Below are 15,042 nucleotides of genomic sequence, written 5' to 3' on the forward strand. Positions count from 1 at the left end.
CTCACGCCGTCAGCGCCTCATCCAGCCGCGCCCGCAACTGGGCGTCCACCTCGGCGAAGGTCTCACCTGCCGGGGTGAATTCCTCCCCGTTGACGAAGAAGGTCGGAGTGCTCGTGACGCCTGCCTTGGCGCCGTCGGCCTTGTCCCGTTCGACGCGCTGCGTCACCTGCTCGGAACTCATGTCGCGGTGGAACCGGTCGAGGTCGAGTCCGATCTGCCGGGCGAAGTCGTCGAAGCGCGCCCGGGCTCGCTCCAGGTCCGCGCTCGCCTCGCTGCCGTCGGCTGTGCGGGCCCAGGACTCGTAGTTGTCGTACAGCGCGTGGTACATCTCGCGGTAGCTGCCCTGCAGGGCGGCGGCCTCGGCCGCCCGCGCGGCAGGCTCGGCCAGCGGGTGCATCTCCAGGGGGAAGTTCCGCGTGACGAAGGTGATGCGCCCCGCGTAGTCCTTCTCCAGCTTCTTCGTGATGTTCATGTAGTAGCCGGCGCAGGCGGGGCACTGGTAGTCGAGGAACTCCACCACGGTGACCTTGTCACCGGGGGCCTCCAGCAGCGTGTTGCTGTCCGGCTTGCGCAGCACGTCGGCGGCCACGGTGTTCGCGCCCTGTGCTGCGCCGCCCTGCGGGGCGTTGCCCTGCGCGTCGCTGCGGTTGAAAAGCAGGACGCCGCCGATCACGACGACCGCCACGAGCATGACGACCAGGGTCAGCACGGTGTTGCTCGACACGCCCTTGCGCGTCAACGGGTTCTTGGTGTTCGGCATCGGATTCCCAGGGCCGGAGACGATCTCGCGGACAATTCTACTAGACGACTACGTAGGTTCGTGGTGAGGTCGGTCGGTCCTGGGCTTCAGCCACCATCCGCCCGGTACGACACGACCGTGGCCATGCCGCTGGCCATGTGATACGCGTTGTGGCAGTGCACGAGCCACTGGCCCGGATTGTCGGCGACAAGGTCGGCCACGACGCGCTCACCCGGACCCACCATCACGGTGTCCTTGCGCGTCCCGCGCGGCAGTTTCGTGGTCTCGCGACGCGCGGTGTCACCGATCGCGCGGACGGCGAACGTATGGCCGTGCAGGTGCATCGGGTGATACATCGGCGTCTGGTTGATCATCTCCAGCCGTACCCGCTGCACCTCCCGGACCGGCATCGGCGTAATGCCCTCGAAGGGCTGCTGGTGGTGGTAGGTCTCGGCGTTGATGCGCCACGCGAACCGGTTCATGTCCCCGGTGAGATACAAGGTGTGGGTCCGCTCGGGCGACTCGTCGAGGTGCACTGCAGGTGTCGCGCGCAGGTCGGACAGGCCGAGCAGCCTGCCGGCCAGTTCGCTGGGCGCAGCAGTGGGCGGCGGGGCCGGGCCGCTCGCGGTACGTACGACGCCGAGTGCTTGAGCGCCCTTGCCCTCGGCCACCGCCACGAGCGGGAACACGCCGTCGGCGAGGGTGACCAGGAGGTCGTAACGCTCGCCGGAGGCGACCTGCAGGGTGTCGACGGTGACCGGTTCGACGGGGAAGCCGTCGGTGTGCGTCACCGTGAGCCGGTGACCGCCGAGAGCCAACCGGAACACCGACGCGCCGCCCGCATTGATCACCCGAATCCGTGCCCGCTGACCCGGCTTGGCCCGGAATGCCCGCGGTGCGGTGGGCAGCCGCCCGCCCAGTAGGTAGAACGGGAACTCGACGCTGCTGGCCATCCGCGAAGCCGGTGGTTCCGGCTCGATCCCCTTCGGCGGGTTCGCCAGCCCCGCGGGCACGTGGTACTCCCACGATGCCGAGGCGTCCGCGATCTTGCCGGCCCGGACCGGCGTGGTGTAGCGCCCCTTCGCGCCCCGGGTCCGGAGCACGTCCAGCACGTCGTCGGGAGTCGCTCCGGCGCCGTCGATCCAGTCGTCGAGCACCACGACGAACTCGACGTCGTAGTCCCCCGGCTCCCGCGGATCGTCGATGATCAGCGGGCAGTACAGGCCCCGTTCGCGCTGCACGCCCACGTGCGGATGCAGCCAGTACGTTCCCGCGTCCGGCGCGACGAACTCATACCGCATGTGCTCATCCGGTGCGACCGGCTCCTGGGTGAGGTGCGGCACGCCGTCCATGTCGTTGCGCAGCCGTAGTCCGTGCCAGTGCACGGTGGTCGGCTCCGGTAGCCGGTTGGCCACCTCGACCGTCAACTCGTCACCCGCGGTGCACCGGACGACCGGCCCGGGTAGCTGCCCGTTGTAGGCCCAGGTGCGCACCACCCGCCCGCCCAGGTCGATCTCGGCCGGCTCGGCCGTCAGCGCCGTCCGAGCCGTGCGCCCGGTACCGCCGCCCTGCCGGGCCCGCTCGGTCCGCGCGACGGCATCCGAGGACGCCGGCACCCTCCCGTCGCCCGCGCCCTCCTCGGCGCGCAACGCCCACCACGTCCCGCCGGTCGCTACCGCTCCGGCCAGACCGGCCGCGCCCAGCAGCACGCTCCGGCGCGATACCGGAAGCTCCGACATCCTTCTCCCTCACAGGCGGGGCGGGTGTTCTACGGGCAACGGTAGTAGGCGAGTGCCTACCTGCCTCGGACGGCGCCGAGCGGGCCGACCACGGGTGCCAGGTAGCCGGCCTCCGCCTGGCATGCGGAGCAGCGGGCGAGGTGCCCGGCAAAGGCCGCGTCCTCGACAGGTTCCAGGCTGTCCAAGCAGGAAGGCGCCCCCGTGTCAGCGCAGTCACCCACGTCCGCAGCCGCGCGGCCGTGCTGTTCATTTGGGCATCGGTTGACTTCGTCGCGAGCGCGGCGCCGCGCGATCCGCACAGCACGTGCAGCGCGCCGCGAGGACGACCGAGAGCATGGTCGAGCCCTGATCGAGCTGGCCAAGCCAACGCAGGTCCTGCGCGAAGAGGAGGGCTCGCCATACCCGACGATCGGCGTCGCGGCGGTGAAGATCCGAGCCGATCACCCCGGCACCCCGGATGACTGCGGAGGGATGGCCTCGGCCGCACGGCGGAAAATGGCGTCATGATTTACGAACATGAAGGCAAACGGCCGCGCATCGCATCCTCAGCCTACGTCGCGCCCAACGCGGTGGTCTGCGGCGATGTGACAGTAGGCGAGGACGCACGGATCTTGTTCGGTGCTGTGCTGACCGCCGAGGGTGGCTCGGTCGAGGTCGGTACGAGCTCGATCGTCATGGAACAGGCGCTCGTCCGGGGACGTGCTGCCGCTCCGGCACACATCGGCGACAACGTGCTCGTCGGCCCGCACTCGCACGTCAACGGAGGGCGTCTTGACGACGAGGTCTTCCTGGCCACCGGCGTCGCGGTATTTCCCGGTGCGCGCGTCGGCCGGGCAAGCGAAGTACGGATCAACGGAGTCGTCCACGTCAACGCCGCGCTCCCCGCGGAGACGACGGTCCCGATCGGCTGGATCGCGGTCGGCGATCCAGCACGCGTGTTCTCCCCCGAACAGCATGACCAGCTGTGGGAAATCCAGCGCCGGTCGGACTTCCCTAGCACCGTCTTCGGCCTCCCCCGTGAGGAAGCCTCGATGGAGCGCGTCACCGCCCGCTACGCCGAAATGTTCGGGCAGCACCGCCGTGATCGGCGGCTCGACTAGCACTCCACGTGGCTCGTCTCGCCAACTGGTGCTGTGTCAATCGTCGTTGCTCCGGAAACAGATGGCGCGCGCGGCGGTGACGTCCAGGTGCTCCGAACGCGGAACTCGCGGTCCTGTACGCAGGACTCGCGAGCGGGAACGAGGGACTCGCGGTGCCTACGCCACACGTGCTGCTCGACCAGCAGCCGGCTCAACACCGTCGCCCCCAGACCGATCGGCAACATCACCGACAGGCAACACGGTGCCAGCCACGCCACCATGCCCCCGAAAAACGAAACCAGCAACGTCGTGCCGAACAGCAGCTCACCCACGCCGGAGACCTCTCGCCGACGCCCTTGCGCCATCACGATCCCTCCAGAACCACGGCCTGTCTACTGCCTACGTACGTAGGGCCACGTAGGCTGGATGCGGCCACTGTGACACGGGAGGGTGGATGCGCGGATTCGGTGAACTCGAAGCGGTCGTCATGGACCGGGTGTGGGACAGCCCGGAGACGATCACGGTGCGCGAGGTCTTCGAGGCACTGAAGACGACCCGGGACATCGCCTACACCACCGTGATGTCCACGATGGACAACCTGCACCGCAAGGGCTGGCTCGCCCGTGAGCGGAAGGGCAAGGCGTTCCTGTACTGGCCCACACTCACTCGTGAGGAGTACAGCGCCCGCCTGATGCGGGACGCGCTGGACACCGGCGGCGATCCCGGAGTCGTGCTCACCCGATTCCTCGAGCAGATGACCGACGACGAGTCCCACCGGCTGCGCGGCGTCTTCCAGCGGTGGGCGAGCAAGGAGACCGATTGAGCATCGCCGCCTGTCTGCTGCTCTACAGCCTGGTGGTGACCTTGCTCGGTCCACGCCTGCTGACCCGGTGGACGCGTACCGGGATCGCACCCCGGCTCGGCGTCACGGCATGGCTGGTCGCGATCGTCAGCGTGCCGGCCTCCTGGGCCGCGGCGGCGGGCTTCCTGGCGATCGAGCTGGCCCGCGACTGGGAACGGCCCGGCCAGATCCTCACCAGCTGCCTCGCCGTACTGCAGGCCGTAGCCGCAGGTGGCGCCGGCATCGCCATCCAACTCGGACTGCTCGCGCTCACCGCGCCGGCACTGGCCGCCGCGACGGTGCTGGCAGCACGGCTGGGCCGGTCCCTGCTCGGTGCCCGGTCCCGCACCCACGACCACGCCCGCATGGCCCGCATGGCCGGCCGCCACCTGCCGGGGTCCGAGGCCGTCGTCCTCGACGCCCCCGAACGCGTCGCCTACTGCGTGGCCGGCAGGCCGAACACCATCGTCGTCACCCGCGGCGCCCTGAACGCACTCGACGAGCCCCACCTCGCCGCCGTCCTGGCCCACGAACGCGCCCACCTCGCCGGCAGGCACCACCTCCTGCTCGCGACCACCCGCGGCCTGGCCACGGCACTGCCCAAGGTGTCCCTCTTCCCGCTCGGCGCCACCGAGATCGCCCGCCTCCTGGAGATGTGCGCCGACGACCACGCCGCACGGACCCATGGCGCCCGCACCGTGCTCGGCGCACTGCTTGCCCTCTCCGGCGCGGTCTCACTACCCACCGGCGCGCTCGGCGCCACGGGCGTCGGCGTCGTGGCGCGCGCCGAGCGCCTCGCCGAACCGGCCACCCGTCCACAACGGTGGCACGCGCGCATGCTCCTCACCGCGATGGTGACCCTCCTGGCGGTCGGCCCCCTCCTCACGGGGCTGCTCGCCGCGACCGGCCTCGCCTTCTGCGACCCGCTGCTCCTGATCGGCTGAGCAAACGGCTACCCGGCGCGGGAGGCTGCGTCACGGTTGCGGCGCTCTGTCCGGCAGCACGCGACCTTCGGCGTCACGATTGCCCGTCGTTGCCGCCCGGGCCGGCGGCGCCGCAGCGATGACACCGGCCGCGACGAGCGCGGCGACCAGCGTGGACATCACCTGGCCCCATCCGCGCGCTGCGCGACCCGCTCGTCCTTGAGCTGGTCGACCTCGGCCCGCAGCTCCTTCACCTGGGCACCGTTGTCCTCGCCACCCTTGCCCGGTTGACGCCGACTCCGAGAACGTAGGAGACGACGATGGTGTCCCGCTGCGGTCTTCGCCCGCGTGGCGGTGCCACCGCCGCACCGGGGACACCCGCACGGGTCACCGGGTGCGGCCGTCGGTGGACTCCCGCCGGACGAGGGACACCGGGAGAACCCGGTGGCGGGCGCGCACCGGCCGACCACCGAGCAGCCGCGTCAGCATCGCGACCATCTCCCGGACTTGCTCGCGCGGGTCCTGGTGCACCGAGGTGAGCGGTGGGTTCAGCGCGGGCGCGAGCGTGGGATGATCGTCGAACCCGACGACGGCCACGTCGTCCGGCACCCGTCGCCCGGCGGCGCGCAACGCCCGCAGCGCTCCGGCCGCCATCGGGTCGCTCGCGGCGAACACCGCGTCCAGATCGGGGCAGCGATCGAGCAGCAACGTCATCGCCCGCTCGCCACCGCCGAGCGTGAAGTCCCCTTCCTCCTGGATGCCGTCGCCGTCGAGATGGTGGGCGGCGAGCCCATCGCGCCAGCCGGTCAGCCGGGCCACCGCGGCGGGATGGTCGCTGGGACCGGCCACCGTCGCGATCCGCCGCCGGCCGAGTTCGAACAGATGGTCAACGGCCAGCCTGGCGCCGGCCTCGTTGTCGAAGTCGACGGTGTAGAGGCCACGGTCGCCGCTGCCGGTGCGGCCGCCGAACACCACGGGCAGCCGGAGGTCTCGCAACGCGGCCGGCAACCGATCACCCTTGTGCGGGGCGAACACCAGCGCACCGTCGACGTGGCCGCCGTCGAGGAACCGCACCGTGCTCCGCACGTCCTCCCTGCTGTCCACGAACATCACGAGCAACTGGTCACCCACCGCGGCGAGCTCGTGGAAGGCCGCGCGCATGACGACGGCGAAGTACGGGTCGTCGAGCACCTTGGCCTCGGGCTCGGACAGGACCAACGCCACGGCGCCGGTGCGGCGGGTGACGAGTGAGCGGGCGGCCTGGTTGGGCGAGTAGCCGAGTTCCTCGGCCGCGGCGAGCACGGCCTCCCGGGCGCCTGGGCTGACGTAGCCGTCGTCGTTCAACGCGCGCGATGCGGTCGACCGGGACACGCCGGCGCGAGCGGCGACATGGTCCAGCCTCGGCCGGCTGCCCTGCCCGCGTTGAGCCGTCACGTTGTCTCCAGCGCTGGCGAACAGATCCGTGCGAAGCCTATCTCGGCCGCGCGGGCAGCGCGGGCAGGTTATGACGAATCATTCCATCCCGTATCGCGCTCTTCGGGCGCAGCGCATCGCCACCGGCGACCGGGCCGGCAACCTCGGGCAACATCGCGCACCGGTGCCCGTCTGCGAGCGGGCGTGAGGCCACGTTACGCAGGATCGTGAGGCCCGGTCCGGTCCACCATGGACTGTCCCCGGCCGCCGCCGTGCCTTGTCCCGGCAGCGATTCCGGATGGAGTCCTCGCCTCGCCGGCCGTTATGCTCCGGCCGGAGAAGGCCGGGCACCAGGCGAGGACGACAGGGGACCGCACCGGAGGAGACGTGGACGCTGCCCTGGCCGCGGTGCCGCCGGCGGTGGCGCTGGCACTGCTGCTCGCCAGAGTGCCGGCGATGTGGGCGGCCCTGCTGTCCCTGGTCAGCGCCGCCCTCGTCACCGCGCTCGCGTTCCCCACTCCCCTGCCCACGATCGCCGCCGCCGAATGGCGCGCGCTGCCGACCTGTGCCGAGGTCGCGCTGATCCTGCTCGGCGGTGTCCTGCTGAACCAGCTGATGAGCGCGGCGGGCGCGAACCAGCGACTCGCGGACTGGCTCGCAGGCGCGTGCCGCTCGCAACCACGAGCCGTCGTGCTGGTGGTCCTCGGCGTGACACCGTTCGCCGAGTCCGTCACGGGTTTCGGCATCGGGGTGGTGGTCGCCGTGCCGCTGCTGCGCCGCCTCGGGCTGCCGCCGCTGTGCGCCGCCGTGGTCGGGTTGCTCGGCCTGGTCACCGTCCCCTGGGGTGCGCTGGGACCGGGGACCCTGGTGGCCGCCCAGCTCACCGGAGTCGGCTTCCAGCAGCTGGGAGTGCTGTCCGCGCTGTTCTCCCTGCCGGTGTTTCTGCTGGTCGGCGCCGCCGCGCTGGGTATCGCGGTCGGCCTGCGGCCCGCGTTGTCGGCGCTGCCCGAACTGCTCACCGCCGCGACCACCCTCGGTGTCACCGTGTGGGCGGTCAACGCGACGATCGGGGTTCCGCTCGCCGGTGCGCTCGGCAGCTTCGTCACCGTGCTGGTCAACCTGCTGCTCGCGGCGTTGCGCGAAGGACGCCGTCCACCTGCGGGGCCCGATGTCCGGCACGCGCTCGCCCCCTATCTGGTCCTGCTCGGCTGTCTCCTCGGGGCGCAGATGGTCGTCGCGGCAGTGCCCGGCCCTGCCGGGCCATGGGCCGCGGTGGCCACCAGTCCCGCGCTGTGGCTCCTGTTCACCTGCGCGCTCGTCCCGAGAATGTTCGCGATGACCGCACCGTCAGCCCGCACCGCCTTCGCCGCGGCCGTGCGCCGGTGGTGGCCGGTCGCCGTGGCGACGGTGGCGTTCATCGCGCTCGGTGTGCTGCTGACCGTCACCCGCATGAGCGACACACTGGCCGCGGCGGCGGCCGGCCTCGGCACCGGCTACCTTTTGCTCGCTCCGTTCGTCGGAGCCCTCGGCGGCTTCCTGACCGGTTCCAATGCCGGAGCCAACGCCATGTTCGCGTCGGGCCAGGCGGCCACCGCGCAGGCTATCGGCGTGAGCACCGCCGGCTTGGTCGCGGTGCAGAACGTCTCGGCCTCGCTGGCCACGATGGCCTCGATTCCCCGGGTCGCGCTCGCCACCGGTGTCGCCCAGGACAGCGTGCCGGAGCCCCTGCGCACACCGCCGAACGCCGGTCAGGCGGGCCGGGACGCGGAGCACACAGCCCCGATCGCTCCCGGCCGCGTGCTACCGCCCGTGCTGGCGGTGGACCTGTGCGTGCTCGCCGTACTCGGCGTCATCGCGATGGTGGTTCTCTAGGCCCGCCCGCCCGCGGACGGCTGTTCGACCGCCCGCAGCACATCGCCGACGGCGGTGGCGATCCGGTCCGGATGGTCCTCGGGAGTGAAGTGCCGCCCGCCCGCGATCCGGTCCAGCTCGGTACCGAGGTCGCGGGCCAGCCGCTCGCCGTAGGACACCTGCTGAAACTGGTCCGCCGCACCCCACACCACCCGCGCAGGCAGGTCCAGAGCAGGCAGCCGGTCGGCCACGGCGAGCGTGTCACGCACGTCCAGCGCGCTCACCTGGCGGGCCAGGCTGCGCGCGGCACCATGGGTGACGTAATGCCGCCAATGCGTTCCGATGGACTCGGCCGCGCGGGCGGGATCGTCGTGGCCGCGGCGCAGCAGGTTGACGAACGCCGGATACACCGCCACGTCCGGCAGCAGGCGCAGGCCGCCCGCGAACCTCCGCATCGCCCGCACACTGGGAATGGGCCACGAGTCGTAGCCGATCGAGTTGGTGAGCACGAGCCCGGCGACGCGCTCCGGCTCCCGGGCCGCGAGGATCTGTGCGACCCCGCCACCGAGGTCGTGACCGGCGAGCACCGCACGGCTCAGACCGACATGCCGCAGCCACGCCGCGAGATACCCGGCCTGCCGGGCCACCGAGATGTCCCGGTCGCGGCCCGCCGCGATGCTCCCGCCGAAGCCGACCATCTCCCACGCCAGCCGCCGCGCGCCGGTGACCCGGGGGACCACGTGCCGCCACAGCTCCGGCGAGGTCGGCACACCGTGGACGAACACCACCGGCGTGCCCTCCCCCTCGTCCAGCCATCGCATCGGGATCGTGCCGACGACCGCGGTCCGCTCCTGCACGTGAAAACCTCCCTTCCCGGACGCTTTCACCACGATAAGCCCGCACGCTGGGGCTTGTCGTCGCGAAGGTTCAGGGGCGCACGGGTTCGCAGAGGACCGGCATGGCCTTCATGTCGTGCGCGGCGAGCCGGGCCCTGACGAACCTGTGGAAGCTCGGCCGGAGAAGCTGCTGGAACAGGAACCGGCCGGGGCCGTCGGGCAGGCGGGCGTAGTTCACCAGCGCGTACGGTGCCTCTTCGAGCGGCACGAGAGCGGTGGAGTTGTCGATACCGGTCTTGTCCGTGTACCAGCCGGTGAGGGTCTGCCAGACGGCCACCGCCCGGTCCGGGTCCGGTGCGGTGAAGTGGTTGAACAGCATCGTGCCCGGCCTGCTCGCGTCGGTACGACCGATGCGTTCGACGTTCCGCGCCGGCATGGCGAAGGTGGCGCCGATATCCCGGTAGTGCGAGGTCGACCGCACCGCGGAGATGTCCTCCGGCGACGTCGTCTCGACGAGTACGGCCAGATCGAAACGCGGGCCGCCCCGGATCGGCGGGATCATCACGGCGCGGTAGACGTGCACGGCGGCGACCTCCGGCACCTTCTCCAGCGCCTCGGCGAGTTCGGTGAGACCCGCCACCTCCGTGTCGCGCTCGGCACTGCGCCGCACGAACGGCCCGGGTCCGGGTGCGACGACTTCGAGGCCGAGATACAGGAAACCCCGCGGGGACGGTTCGGTGAACGTGGCCATCGGAAACTTCGGGTGCGGTTCGGCAGCTGTCATGGGGATAAAATAATCGATCGATCGATTATATTGCAACGGCGAGTATCTGAACGCGGCGAGTGTGATCGGATGACGACCATGAGCGGAAGCGCCACGAGGAAGCGACGGCCCGGACGGCCGCGAAAAGCCGATGCGGGTGACACCAAGGAGGCGCTCGAACGGGCCGCCCTGGCACTGTTCGCGCGCAACGGCTATGCCGGAACCTCGATCCGGGCGATCGCCGGCGAGGTCGGCCTCAGCGAGAGCGTGCTCTACGCCCACTTCGAGAGCAAGCAGGCCATCTTCGACGCCGTTCTCGCGCGACTCGGCCCGCGGCGCCCCGTCGACGTGGCCGGGCGGATCGATCCCGATCTCGCCGACACCGACCCGCCACGGTACCTCCGGGAACTCGTACACGCCTTCCTCGACGACTGGGACGGTCACGACGCCCGGCTCCTGATCAGCCTGATGACCAGGGACGGCCTTCTGCACACCCCCGCGCTCCAGGACGCGCTCGCGCACACCAGAGCCGCCGTGGCCCACCTGTTCGACCGCTGGATCGCCGCCGGCCACGTACCGGCCGACATCGGCTCGCCGCCGGATCTCGCCTTGTCCTTCACCGGCCCCATCGGCCTGATCCGGGTACTGCACCTGCACGCGGATGCTGGCGAGCAGGAGCGCGCCGCGGCCCGCGCGGAGGTCCACCGGCACGTGGAGACGTTCACGCGCGCGGTGTTCCGGCGCCCGTCGGGTATGCCAAGTACCGAGACATGACGTTCGACGAGAGGCAGCACCGGCCGCTGGCGCTCTGGGCGGCCGACTGCGCGGAGCACGTTCTCGTGTACTTCGAAGAACGGCATCCGGACGACACGCGCCCGCGGGACGCGATCGAGGACGCACGCGCATGGGTGCGCGGTGAGCTGGCGGTGACCGCCGCTCGCGAGGCCGCGTTCACCGCCCACGCCGCGGAACGTGCGGCGGGGCATGCCGCGGCGACCGCGCACGTCGCCACCCACGCACCTGCACCCGGTGCTCTGCCCGGCTCCCCAGCGAAAGCCCGGTCCGTGATCGGATCGGCCCCGCCGATACCGCACGTCCGCCCGGGCGGTCAGCGCCCCAGCAGACCGCCACCGACCTCCAGCACGCCGCTGATCGTGCCGGTGACCGGGTCGAGAACGGGGTCGAGCACGCTGCCGCCCTGGTCGTCACCGCCCTGGTCACCGCCGTCGCCTGTGTCGCTGTCGCCTGTGTCGCTGCCGCCGGGCCTGGTGGTCTCCGGCTGCTGAACAGCCGGTTCCGACCGGGCGGCGGGCAGGCTGGACGACGACGGCGGTGGCGCCGCGGGCGCCGAGGTGGCGGTCGCACCGCTGTTGCGGGCACCCGCATCGCTGGCCGTGCTCGGAGGCGCCGTGCCACCGGACTCGCGCGTGGGCGGGGCCGCGTCCGCCGCGGCGTCGAGTGAAGCCCCGGCCGCGGTCGTGGTCGGGGTCGCTCCGCCGCCGGTTCGCGTGGTCTCGGCGGACGAACCGGGCTGCGCGCCCTGCGGCGCGGCGAGCACCCGGCCGGAATCCCGCGGAGCGTCGGCGACCGGCGAGGATGCGACGGCGGGCTTCAGCGCGATGAACCCGGCGACGGTCAGACCGAACAGCGCGACAGTCCGGCTCACGGTGAGTGTGCGAGCGAGTGGGCCTTCCTTCGTCGCCTGCCTGGCGGGCGCGGACGCCACGGCGGCCGGGAAGCGATCGGTGGGGGCGCTGTCCCCTGCGAACTCGACACCCTCCCTGCGCAGCAGGTGAGCGACGGGAAGGTACTCACGGGGCGCGTCGTTGGTGTCGATGCCACCGATCGCCGGCGGAATCGCCGTCGCCGTCGCCCGCTCGCGTGCCAACAGCTCGGCGACCGTGTATCGGCGCGCCGACCTCTGCCGGTCATCGTTCTGCCGGTCGTCCACCACGTTCGTCGACACCTTCGGCTCTCTCGTTCGTTCGACGTTGCGAACGCCACTACGGTCTGTCTGGCTCCAGGGGGCCAGATAGTACCCGTTCGTAGGAAAAAGCCAAGAGCTCGCACACTGTGAGTAATAGACTGACCGCCGTCGGGAGGGCGGCGCCGGCTCACCGCCGCCGGTACCAGACCCGCCGCTCTCCGGAAGGCAGCGCGATCCGGGAGATCAGCGTGTTGAGCACGGCGCCGATGATCAGCCACACCGCGGCCGCGATACCGTTGTTGAGCGCCACACGCAGGTTCTCGTTGGCCGGCGTGAACAGGTCGCGCAGGCCGAGCGACACCCCGGCCGCCCAGTCGTTGACGAACTGCGCGAACGCGTTGGCCGGATTGGCGTTGCCGAGAACGAGCACGATGTGCAGTACCAGCACCGCGGCGAACAGTCCGGTGACCACGCTGATCAGCGCGGTCACCACGCGTACCGCACGCGTACGGCCGCTGACGCGCTCGACGACTTCCTCCCGTTCGACGGGTTCGTCAGGCTCCGGACCGGTCATCGTCCGAGTGTCCCACGGGGAGGCTTCTGCCGCTTGGCGCCGACCGCGGGTCCCGGCCGTGCCGGTGCGGGTCACCGTGGCGAGCCGGAACACGGCCACGGTGACCCGCACCCACAGGCGGACGCGCTACGACACGTCCTGCTCCGGTGGCGGCTCGCTCGTCGTCCCGGTGGCCGGCGTCCGCCGGGCGGCCGGGTAGCGCAGGCTCTCCACCATCTCCTCGAGGTGCTTCGGCGGCGGCGTTGTCGCCTTCGACACGATGATCGCGACGATGAAGTTGACCGCGGCGCCGATCGCACCGATCGCCTCAGGGCTGATGCTGAGGATGTGCTCGTTCTCCGCGGTGCCGAACACCTCGAGCGTGTAGATCATGTAACTGATCGTCACGACGAGGCCCGCGAGCATGCCCGCCGCGGCGCCCTTGTCGTTGCACCGTTTCCAGAAGACGCCGAGCACGATCGCCGGGAAGAAGCTGCACGCGGCCAAGCCGAACGCGAACGCCACCACCTGAGCCACGAACGCGGGCGGGTTGATGCCCGCGATCACCGCGACGACCACCGCGCCGCCCATCGCGACCCGGCCGACGAGCAGTCGCTCGCGGTCGTCGGCCGTCTTGCGGAACCGGCGGAAGTAGAAGTCGTGCGACACCGACGACGAGATCACCAGCAGCAGGCCCGCCGCCGTCGACATCGCTGCCGCCATACCGCCGGCCGCGACGAGCCCGACGATCGGTGCGGGCAACCCGGCGATCTCCGGTGAGGCCAGAACCAGGATGTCGTTGTTGATCGTGAGATCGGCGCCCGCGTCGGCGCTGTTGCTCACCGACTCGATGGTCGTGGCATCCGGCGCGATCGTCACCAGCCCGGTGCCCGACCAGTTCTCGATCCATTGTGGAAGGGCGTCCACCGACTTGCCCTGCACACCTTCCAGCAGGTTGAACTTGGTGAACGCGCCCACCGCGGGAGCGGTCGTGTAGAGCAGCGCGATGAACAGCAGCGCCCAGAACGCGGAGTAGCGCGAGCCACGTACGGTTTTCGTCGTGTAGAAGCGGATGATCACGTGCGGCAGCCCGGCGGTGCCGATCATCAGTGTCAGCGTCACCAGGAAGATGTCGATCATCGGACGCGCGGTGAACGCCTCAGTGTAGCGATCCAGCCCGAACTCGGCGCTCAGCGCGTTCAGCTCGTCGAGGATCTGGCCGAACGACACCTGCGGGATCGGAATTCCGGTGACCAGCTGCGCGACCGCCACTGCCGGAATGAGGTAGGCGACGATCAGCACGGTGTACTGGGCCACCTGGGTCCAGGTGATGCCTTTCATGCCGCCCAGCACGGCGTAGGTGAAGATGATCCCCGCGGCGATGATGACGCCGCCGGTGATGTTGATGTTGAGGAAGCGGCTGAAGACGATGCCGCCGCCGTTCATCTGCCCGACCACATAGGTGAACGAGATGATGATCGCGGCACCCGCCGCGACCGTGCGCACGAACTCGGAGTAGCGGTCACCGACGAACTCCGGCACCGTGAACTTGCCCCACTTACGCAGGTAGGGCGCGATCAGCATCGCCAGCAGGACGTAGCCGCCGGTCCACCCCATGAGGTAGACGGACCCGTCCGAGCCGAGGAACGCGATGAGGCCGGCCATCGAGATGAACGAGGCGGCCGACATCCAGTCCGCGGCGATCGCCGCGCCGTTGGCGACCGTGGGAATGCCGTGCCCCGCGACGTAGAAGCCCTCGGTCTCGGCGACCCGGCTGCGCCACGCGATGAAGATGTAGGTTCCGAAGGACAGGATGATGAAGACAAGAGTCCAGACCTGGATGTTGCTCATCGCCGCTGTCCCTCCTCATCCCGCTCGCTCACGCCGAACTTGTCGTCGAGGCGGTCCATCCGCACGGCATAGATGAGGATCAGCACGAGGAACGTGTAGATCGACCCCTGCTGGGCGATCCAGAACCCGAGCGGGTATCCGCCGAAGCTGACCTGGTTCAGCTGCTCGACGAACAGCACGCCGCCTCCGAACGGCACGATGAACCAGACACACAGCAGAGTGAGCATCAGCCGGAGATTCCGGCGCCAGTACTCCCGCCGCCAGTCCCCTTCGGACGGCGCTTGCCCTTCGTCCTCTGTTCGAGCCACAGCAGGCTCCCTTCGGTCTCGACCTCGCGAGTTACGGCAGGATCGAGGGGCCGGCCGAGGCCGGGCAAGGATTCGTCCGTGGGCGCGCGGCAGCGGCTCCCGAACGGTCACGACGGCTCCGCCGGCGCCGGTCGCACGGCGTTCGTGGCCACTCGGCAGGGGAATCCGGCCGCCCGGTCGCACGCCGCGACCTCTCGGCAACCGATCGCTGGGAACGTC

The 15,042-nt window shown here is 70.7% G+C and carries 16 protein-coding genes and 1 pseudogene; 6 read left to right on the forward strand and 11 right to left on the reverse strand.

Translation table 11 applies throughout. From position 1 onward, the window contains the following. Position 1: 1 nt before the first annotated feature. Both JAP66_RS18110 and JAP66_RS18115 read right to left on the reverse strand, forming a co-directional pair. Positions 2 to 760 (reverse strand): DsbA family protein, encoded by a 759-nt coding sequence (locus JAP66_RS18110; protein ID WP_199432964.1) that lies wholly within the window; start codon positions 758 to 760, stop codon positions 2 to 4. Positions 761 to 846: 86 nt separating this feature from the next. Beyond that, positions 847 to 2,478, reverse strand: coding sequence for a multicopper oxidase family protein (locus tag JAP66_RS18115; RefSeq protein WP_199432965.1), 1,632 nt, complete (start codon positions 2,476 to 2,478; stop codon positions 847 to 849). A gap of 503 nt (positions 2,479 to 2,981) precedes the next feature. Between JAP66_RS18115 and JAP66_RS18120 the strand changes: the two genes are divergently transcribed. Beyond that, positions 2,982 to 3,578, forward strand: coding sequence for a gamma carbonic anhydrase family protein (locus tag JAP66_RS18120; RefSeq protein WP_199432966.1), 597 nt, complete (start codon positions 2,982 to 2,984; stop codon positions 3,576 to 3,578). On the opposite strand, the gene JAP66_RS18125 is transcribed toward JAP66_RS18120, so the two are convergent. Continuing rightward, positions 3,575 to 3,889 carry a hypothetical protein gene (locus tag JAP66_RS18125; RefSeq protein ID WP_199432967.1) on the reverse strand — a complete coding sequence of 105 codons (315 nt, stop codon included), beginning with the start codon at positions 3,887 to 3,889 and terminating at the stop codon, positions 3,575 to 3,577. The two genes, JAP66_RS18120 and JAP66_RS18125, sit on opposite strands and share 4 nt — an antisense overlap. A 122-nt stretch (positions 3,890 to 4,011) precedes the next feature. Between JAP66_RS18125 and JAP66_RS18130 the strand changes: the two genes are divergently transcribed. Together JAP66_RS18130 and JAP66_RS18135 are read left to right on the forward strand one after the other, a co-directional pair. Beyond that, on the forward strand, positions 4,012 to 4,380 hold the full coding sequence (locus JAP66_RS18130) for a BlaI/MecI/CopY family transcriptional regulator (protein ID WP_199432968.1): 369 nt from the start codon (positions 4,012 to 4,014) through the stop codon (positions 4,378 to 4,380). After that, positions 4,377 to 5,342: a M56 family metallopeptidase gene (locus JAP66_RS18135; protein ID WP_199432969.1), complete on the forward strand. Its 966-nt coding sequence runs from the start codon at positions 4,377 to 4,379 to the stop codon at positions 5,340 to 5,342. Before JAP66_RS18130 ends, JAP66_RS18135 begins: the two co-directional genes overlap by 4 nt. Before the next feature lie 30 nt (positions 5,343 to 5,372). On the opposite strand, the gene JAP66_RS32720 is transcribed toward JAP66_RS18135, so the two are convergent. Together JAP66_RS32720 and JAP66_RS18140 are read right to left on the reverse strand one after the other, a co-directional pair. Further along, positions 5,373 to 5,501 carry a hypothetical protein gene (locus tag JAP66_RS32720; protein ID WP_268963260.1) on the reverse strand — a complete coding sequence of 43 codons (129 nt, stop codon included), beginning with the start codon at positions 5,499 to 5,501 and terminating at the stop codon, positions 5,373 to 5,375. A gap of 207 nt (positions 5,502 to 5,708) precedes the next feature. Then, positions 5,709 to 6,755, reverse strand: coding sequence for a LacI family DNA-binding transcriptional regulator (locus tag JAP66_RS18140; protein ID WP_199432970.1), 1,047 nt, complete (start codon positions 6,753 to 6,755; stop codon positions 5,709 to 5,711). A 366-nt stretch (positions 6,756 to 7,121) separates the two neighbouring features. On the opposite strand from JAP66_RS18140, the gene JAP66_RS18145 reads away from it, so the two are divergent. Next, a complete protein-coding gene (locus JAP66_RS18145) occupies positions 7,122 to 8,606 on the forward strand; it encodes an L-lactate permease (RefSeq protein ID WP_199432971.1) in 1,485 nt (494 codons plus the stop codon). On the opposite strand, the gene JAP66_RS18150 is transcribed toward JAP66_RS18145, so the two are convergent. Both JAP66_RS18150 and JAP66_RS18155 read right to left on the reverse strand, forming a co-directional pair. Then, on the reverse strand, positions 8,603 to 9,442 hold the full coding sequence (locus JAP66_RS18150; RefSeq protein ID WP_199432972.1) for an alpha/beta fold hydrolase: 840 nt from the start codon (positions 9,440 to 9,442) through the stop codon (positions 8,603 to 8,605). The genes JAP66_RS18145 and JAP66_RS18150 overlap by 4 nt on opposite strands. A 70-nt stretch (positions 9,443 to 9,512) precedes the next feature. Next, positions 9,513 to 10,205 carry a hypothetical protein gene (locus JAP66_RS18155; RefSeq protein WP_199432974.1) on the reverse strand — a complete coding sequence of 231 codons (693 nt, stop codon included), beginning with the start codon at positions 10,203 to 10,205 and terminating at the stop codon, positions 9,513 to 9,515. A 78-nt stretch (positions 10,206 to 10,283) separates the two neighbouring features. Here JAP66_RS18155 and JAP66_RS18160 point away from each other — a divergent pair, with 78 nt between their 5' ends. Beyond that, positions 10,284 to 10,958, forward strand: coding sequence for a TetR/AcrR family transcriptional regulator (locus tag JAP66_RS18160; protein WP_235999125.1), 675 nt, complete (start codon positions 10,284 to 10,286; stop codon positions 10,956 to 10,958). After that, positions 10,955 to 11,194: pseudogene (locus JAP66_RS33220) on the forward strand (putative immunity protein); the annotation flags it as partial. The gene JAP66_RS18160 and the pseudogene JAP66_RS33220, both read left to right, overlap by 4 nt. 98 nt (positions 11,195 to 11,292) lie before the next feature. Here the strand turns inward: JAP66_RS33220 and JAP66_RS18165 are convergent. The 4 genes from JAP66_RS18165 to JAP66_RS32955 form a co-directional block, all read right to left on the reverse strand. Further along, a complete protein-coding gene (locus tag JAP66_RS18165) occupies positions 11,293 to 12,150 on the reverse strand; it encodes a hypothetical protein (protein ID WP_199432977.1) in 858 nt (285 codons plus the stop codon). A gap of 148 nt (positions 12,151 to 12,298) precedes the next feature. After that, positions 12,299 to 12,685 carry a hypothetical protein gene (locus JAP66_RS18170; RefSeq protein ID WP_199432978.1) on the reverse strand — a complete coding sequence of 129 codons (387 nt, stop codon included), beginning with the start codon at positions 12,683 to 12,685 and terminating at the stop codon, positions 12,299 to 12,301. Positions 12,686 to 12,811: 126 nt separating this feature from the next. Beyond that, positions 12,812 to 14,515, reverse strand: a complete 1,704-nt coding sequence (locus JAP66_RS18175) for a sodium:solute symporter family protein (RefSeq protein WP_199432979.1) — start codon at positions 14,513 to 14,515, stop codon at positions 12,812 to 12,814. Further along, positions 14,512 to 14,823: a DUF4212 domain-containing protein gene (locus tag JAP66_RS32955; RefSeq protein ID WP_199432980.1), complete on the reverse strand. Its 312-nt coding sequence runs from the start codon at positions 14,821 to 14,823 to the stop codon at positions 14,512 to 14,514. Before JAP66_RS32955 ends, JAP66_RS18175 begins: the two co-directional genes overlap by 4 nt. Between the last annotated feature and the right edge of the window lie 219 nt (positions 14,824 to 15,042).

The sequence above is a fragment of the Qaidamihabitans albus genome, assembly GCF_016464705.1.
Taxonomy (GTDB): domain Bacteria; phylum Actinomycetota; class Actinomycetes; order Mycobacteriales; family Pseudonocardiaceae; genus Qaidamihabitans; species Qaidamihabitans albus.

What these genes read in the sequence shown, in the direction of transcription:
- JAP66_RS18110 (WP_199432964.1), bottom strand. Translation starts at nt 760, where the DNA reads ATGCCGAACACCAAGAACCCGTTGACGCGCAAGGGCGTGTCGAGCAAC.
- JAP66_RS18115 (WP_199432965.1), bottom strand. Translation starts at nt 2,478, where the DNA reads ATGTCGGAGCTTCCGGTATCGCGCCGGAGCGTGCTGCTGGGCGCGGCC.
- JAP66_RS18120 (WP_199432966.1), top strand. Translation starts at nt 2,982, where the DNA reads ATGATTTACGAACATGAAGGCAAACGGCCGCGCATCGCATCCTCAGCC.
- JAP66_RS18130 (WP_199432968.1), top strand. Translation starts at nt 4,012, where the DNA reads ATGCGCGGATTCGGTGAACTCGAAGCGGTCGTCATGGACCGGGTGTGG.
- JAP66_RS32720 (WP_268963260.1), bottom strand. Translation starts at nt 5,501, where the DNA reads ATGTCCACGCTGGTCGCCGCGCTCGTCGCGGCCGGTGTCATCGCTGCG.
- JAP66_RS18155 (WP_199432974.1), bottom strand. Translation starts at nt 10,205, where the DNA reads ATGACAGCTGCCGAACCGCACCCGAAGTTTCCGATGGCCACGTTCACC.
- JAP66_RS18160 (WP_235999125.1), top strand. Translation starts at nt 10,284, where the DNA reads ATGAGCGGAAGCGCCACGAGGAAGCGACGGCCCGGACGGCCGCGAAAA.
- JAP66_RS18170 (WP_199432978.1), bottom strand. Translation starts at nt 12,685, where the DNA reads ATGACCGGTCCGGAGCCTGACGAACCCGTCGAACGGGAGGAAGTCGTC.
- JAP66_RS18175 (WP_199432979.1), bottom strand. Translation starts at nt 14,515, where the DNA reads ATGAGCAACATCCAGGTCTGGACTCTTGTCTTCATCATCCTGTCCTTC.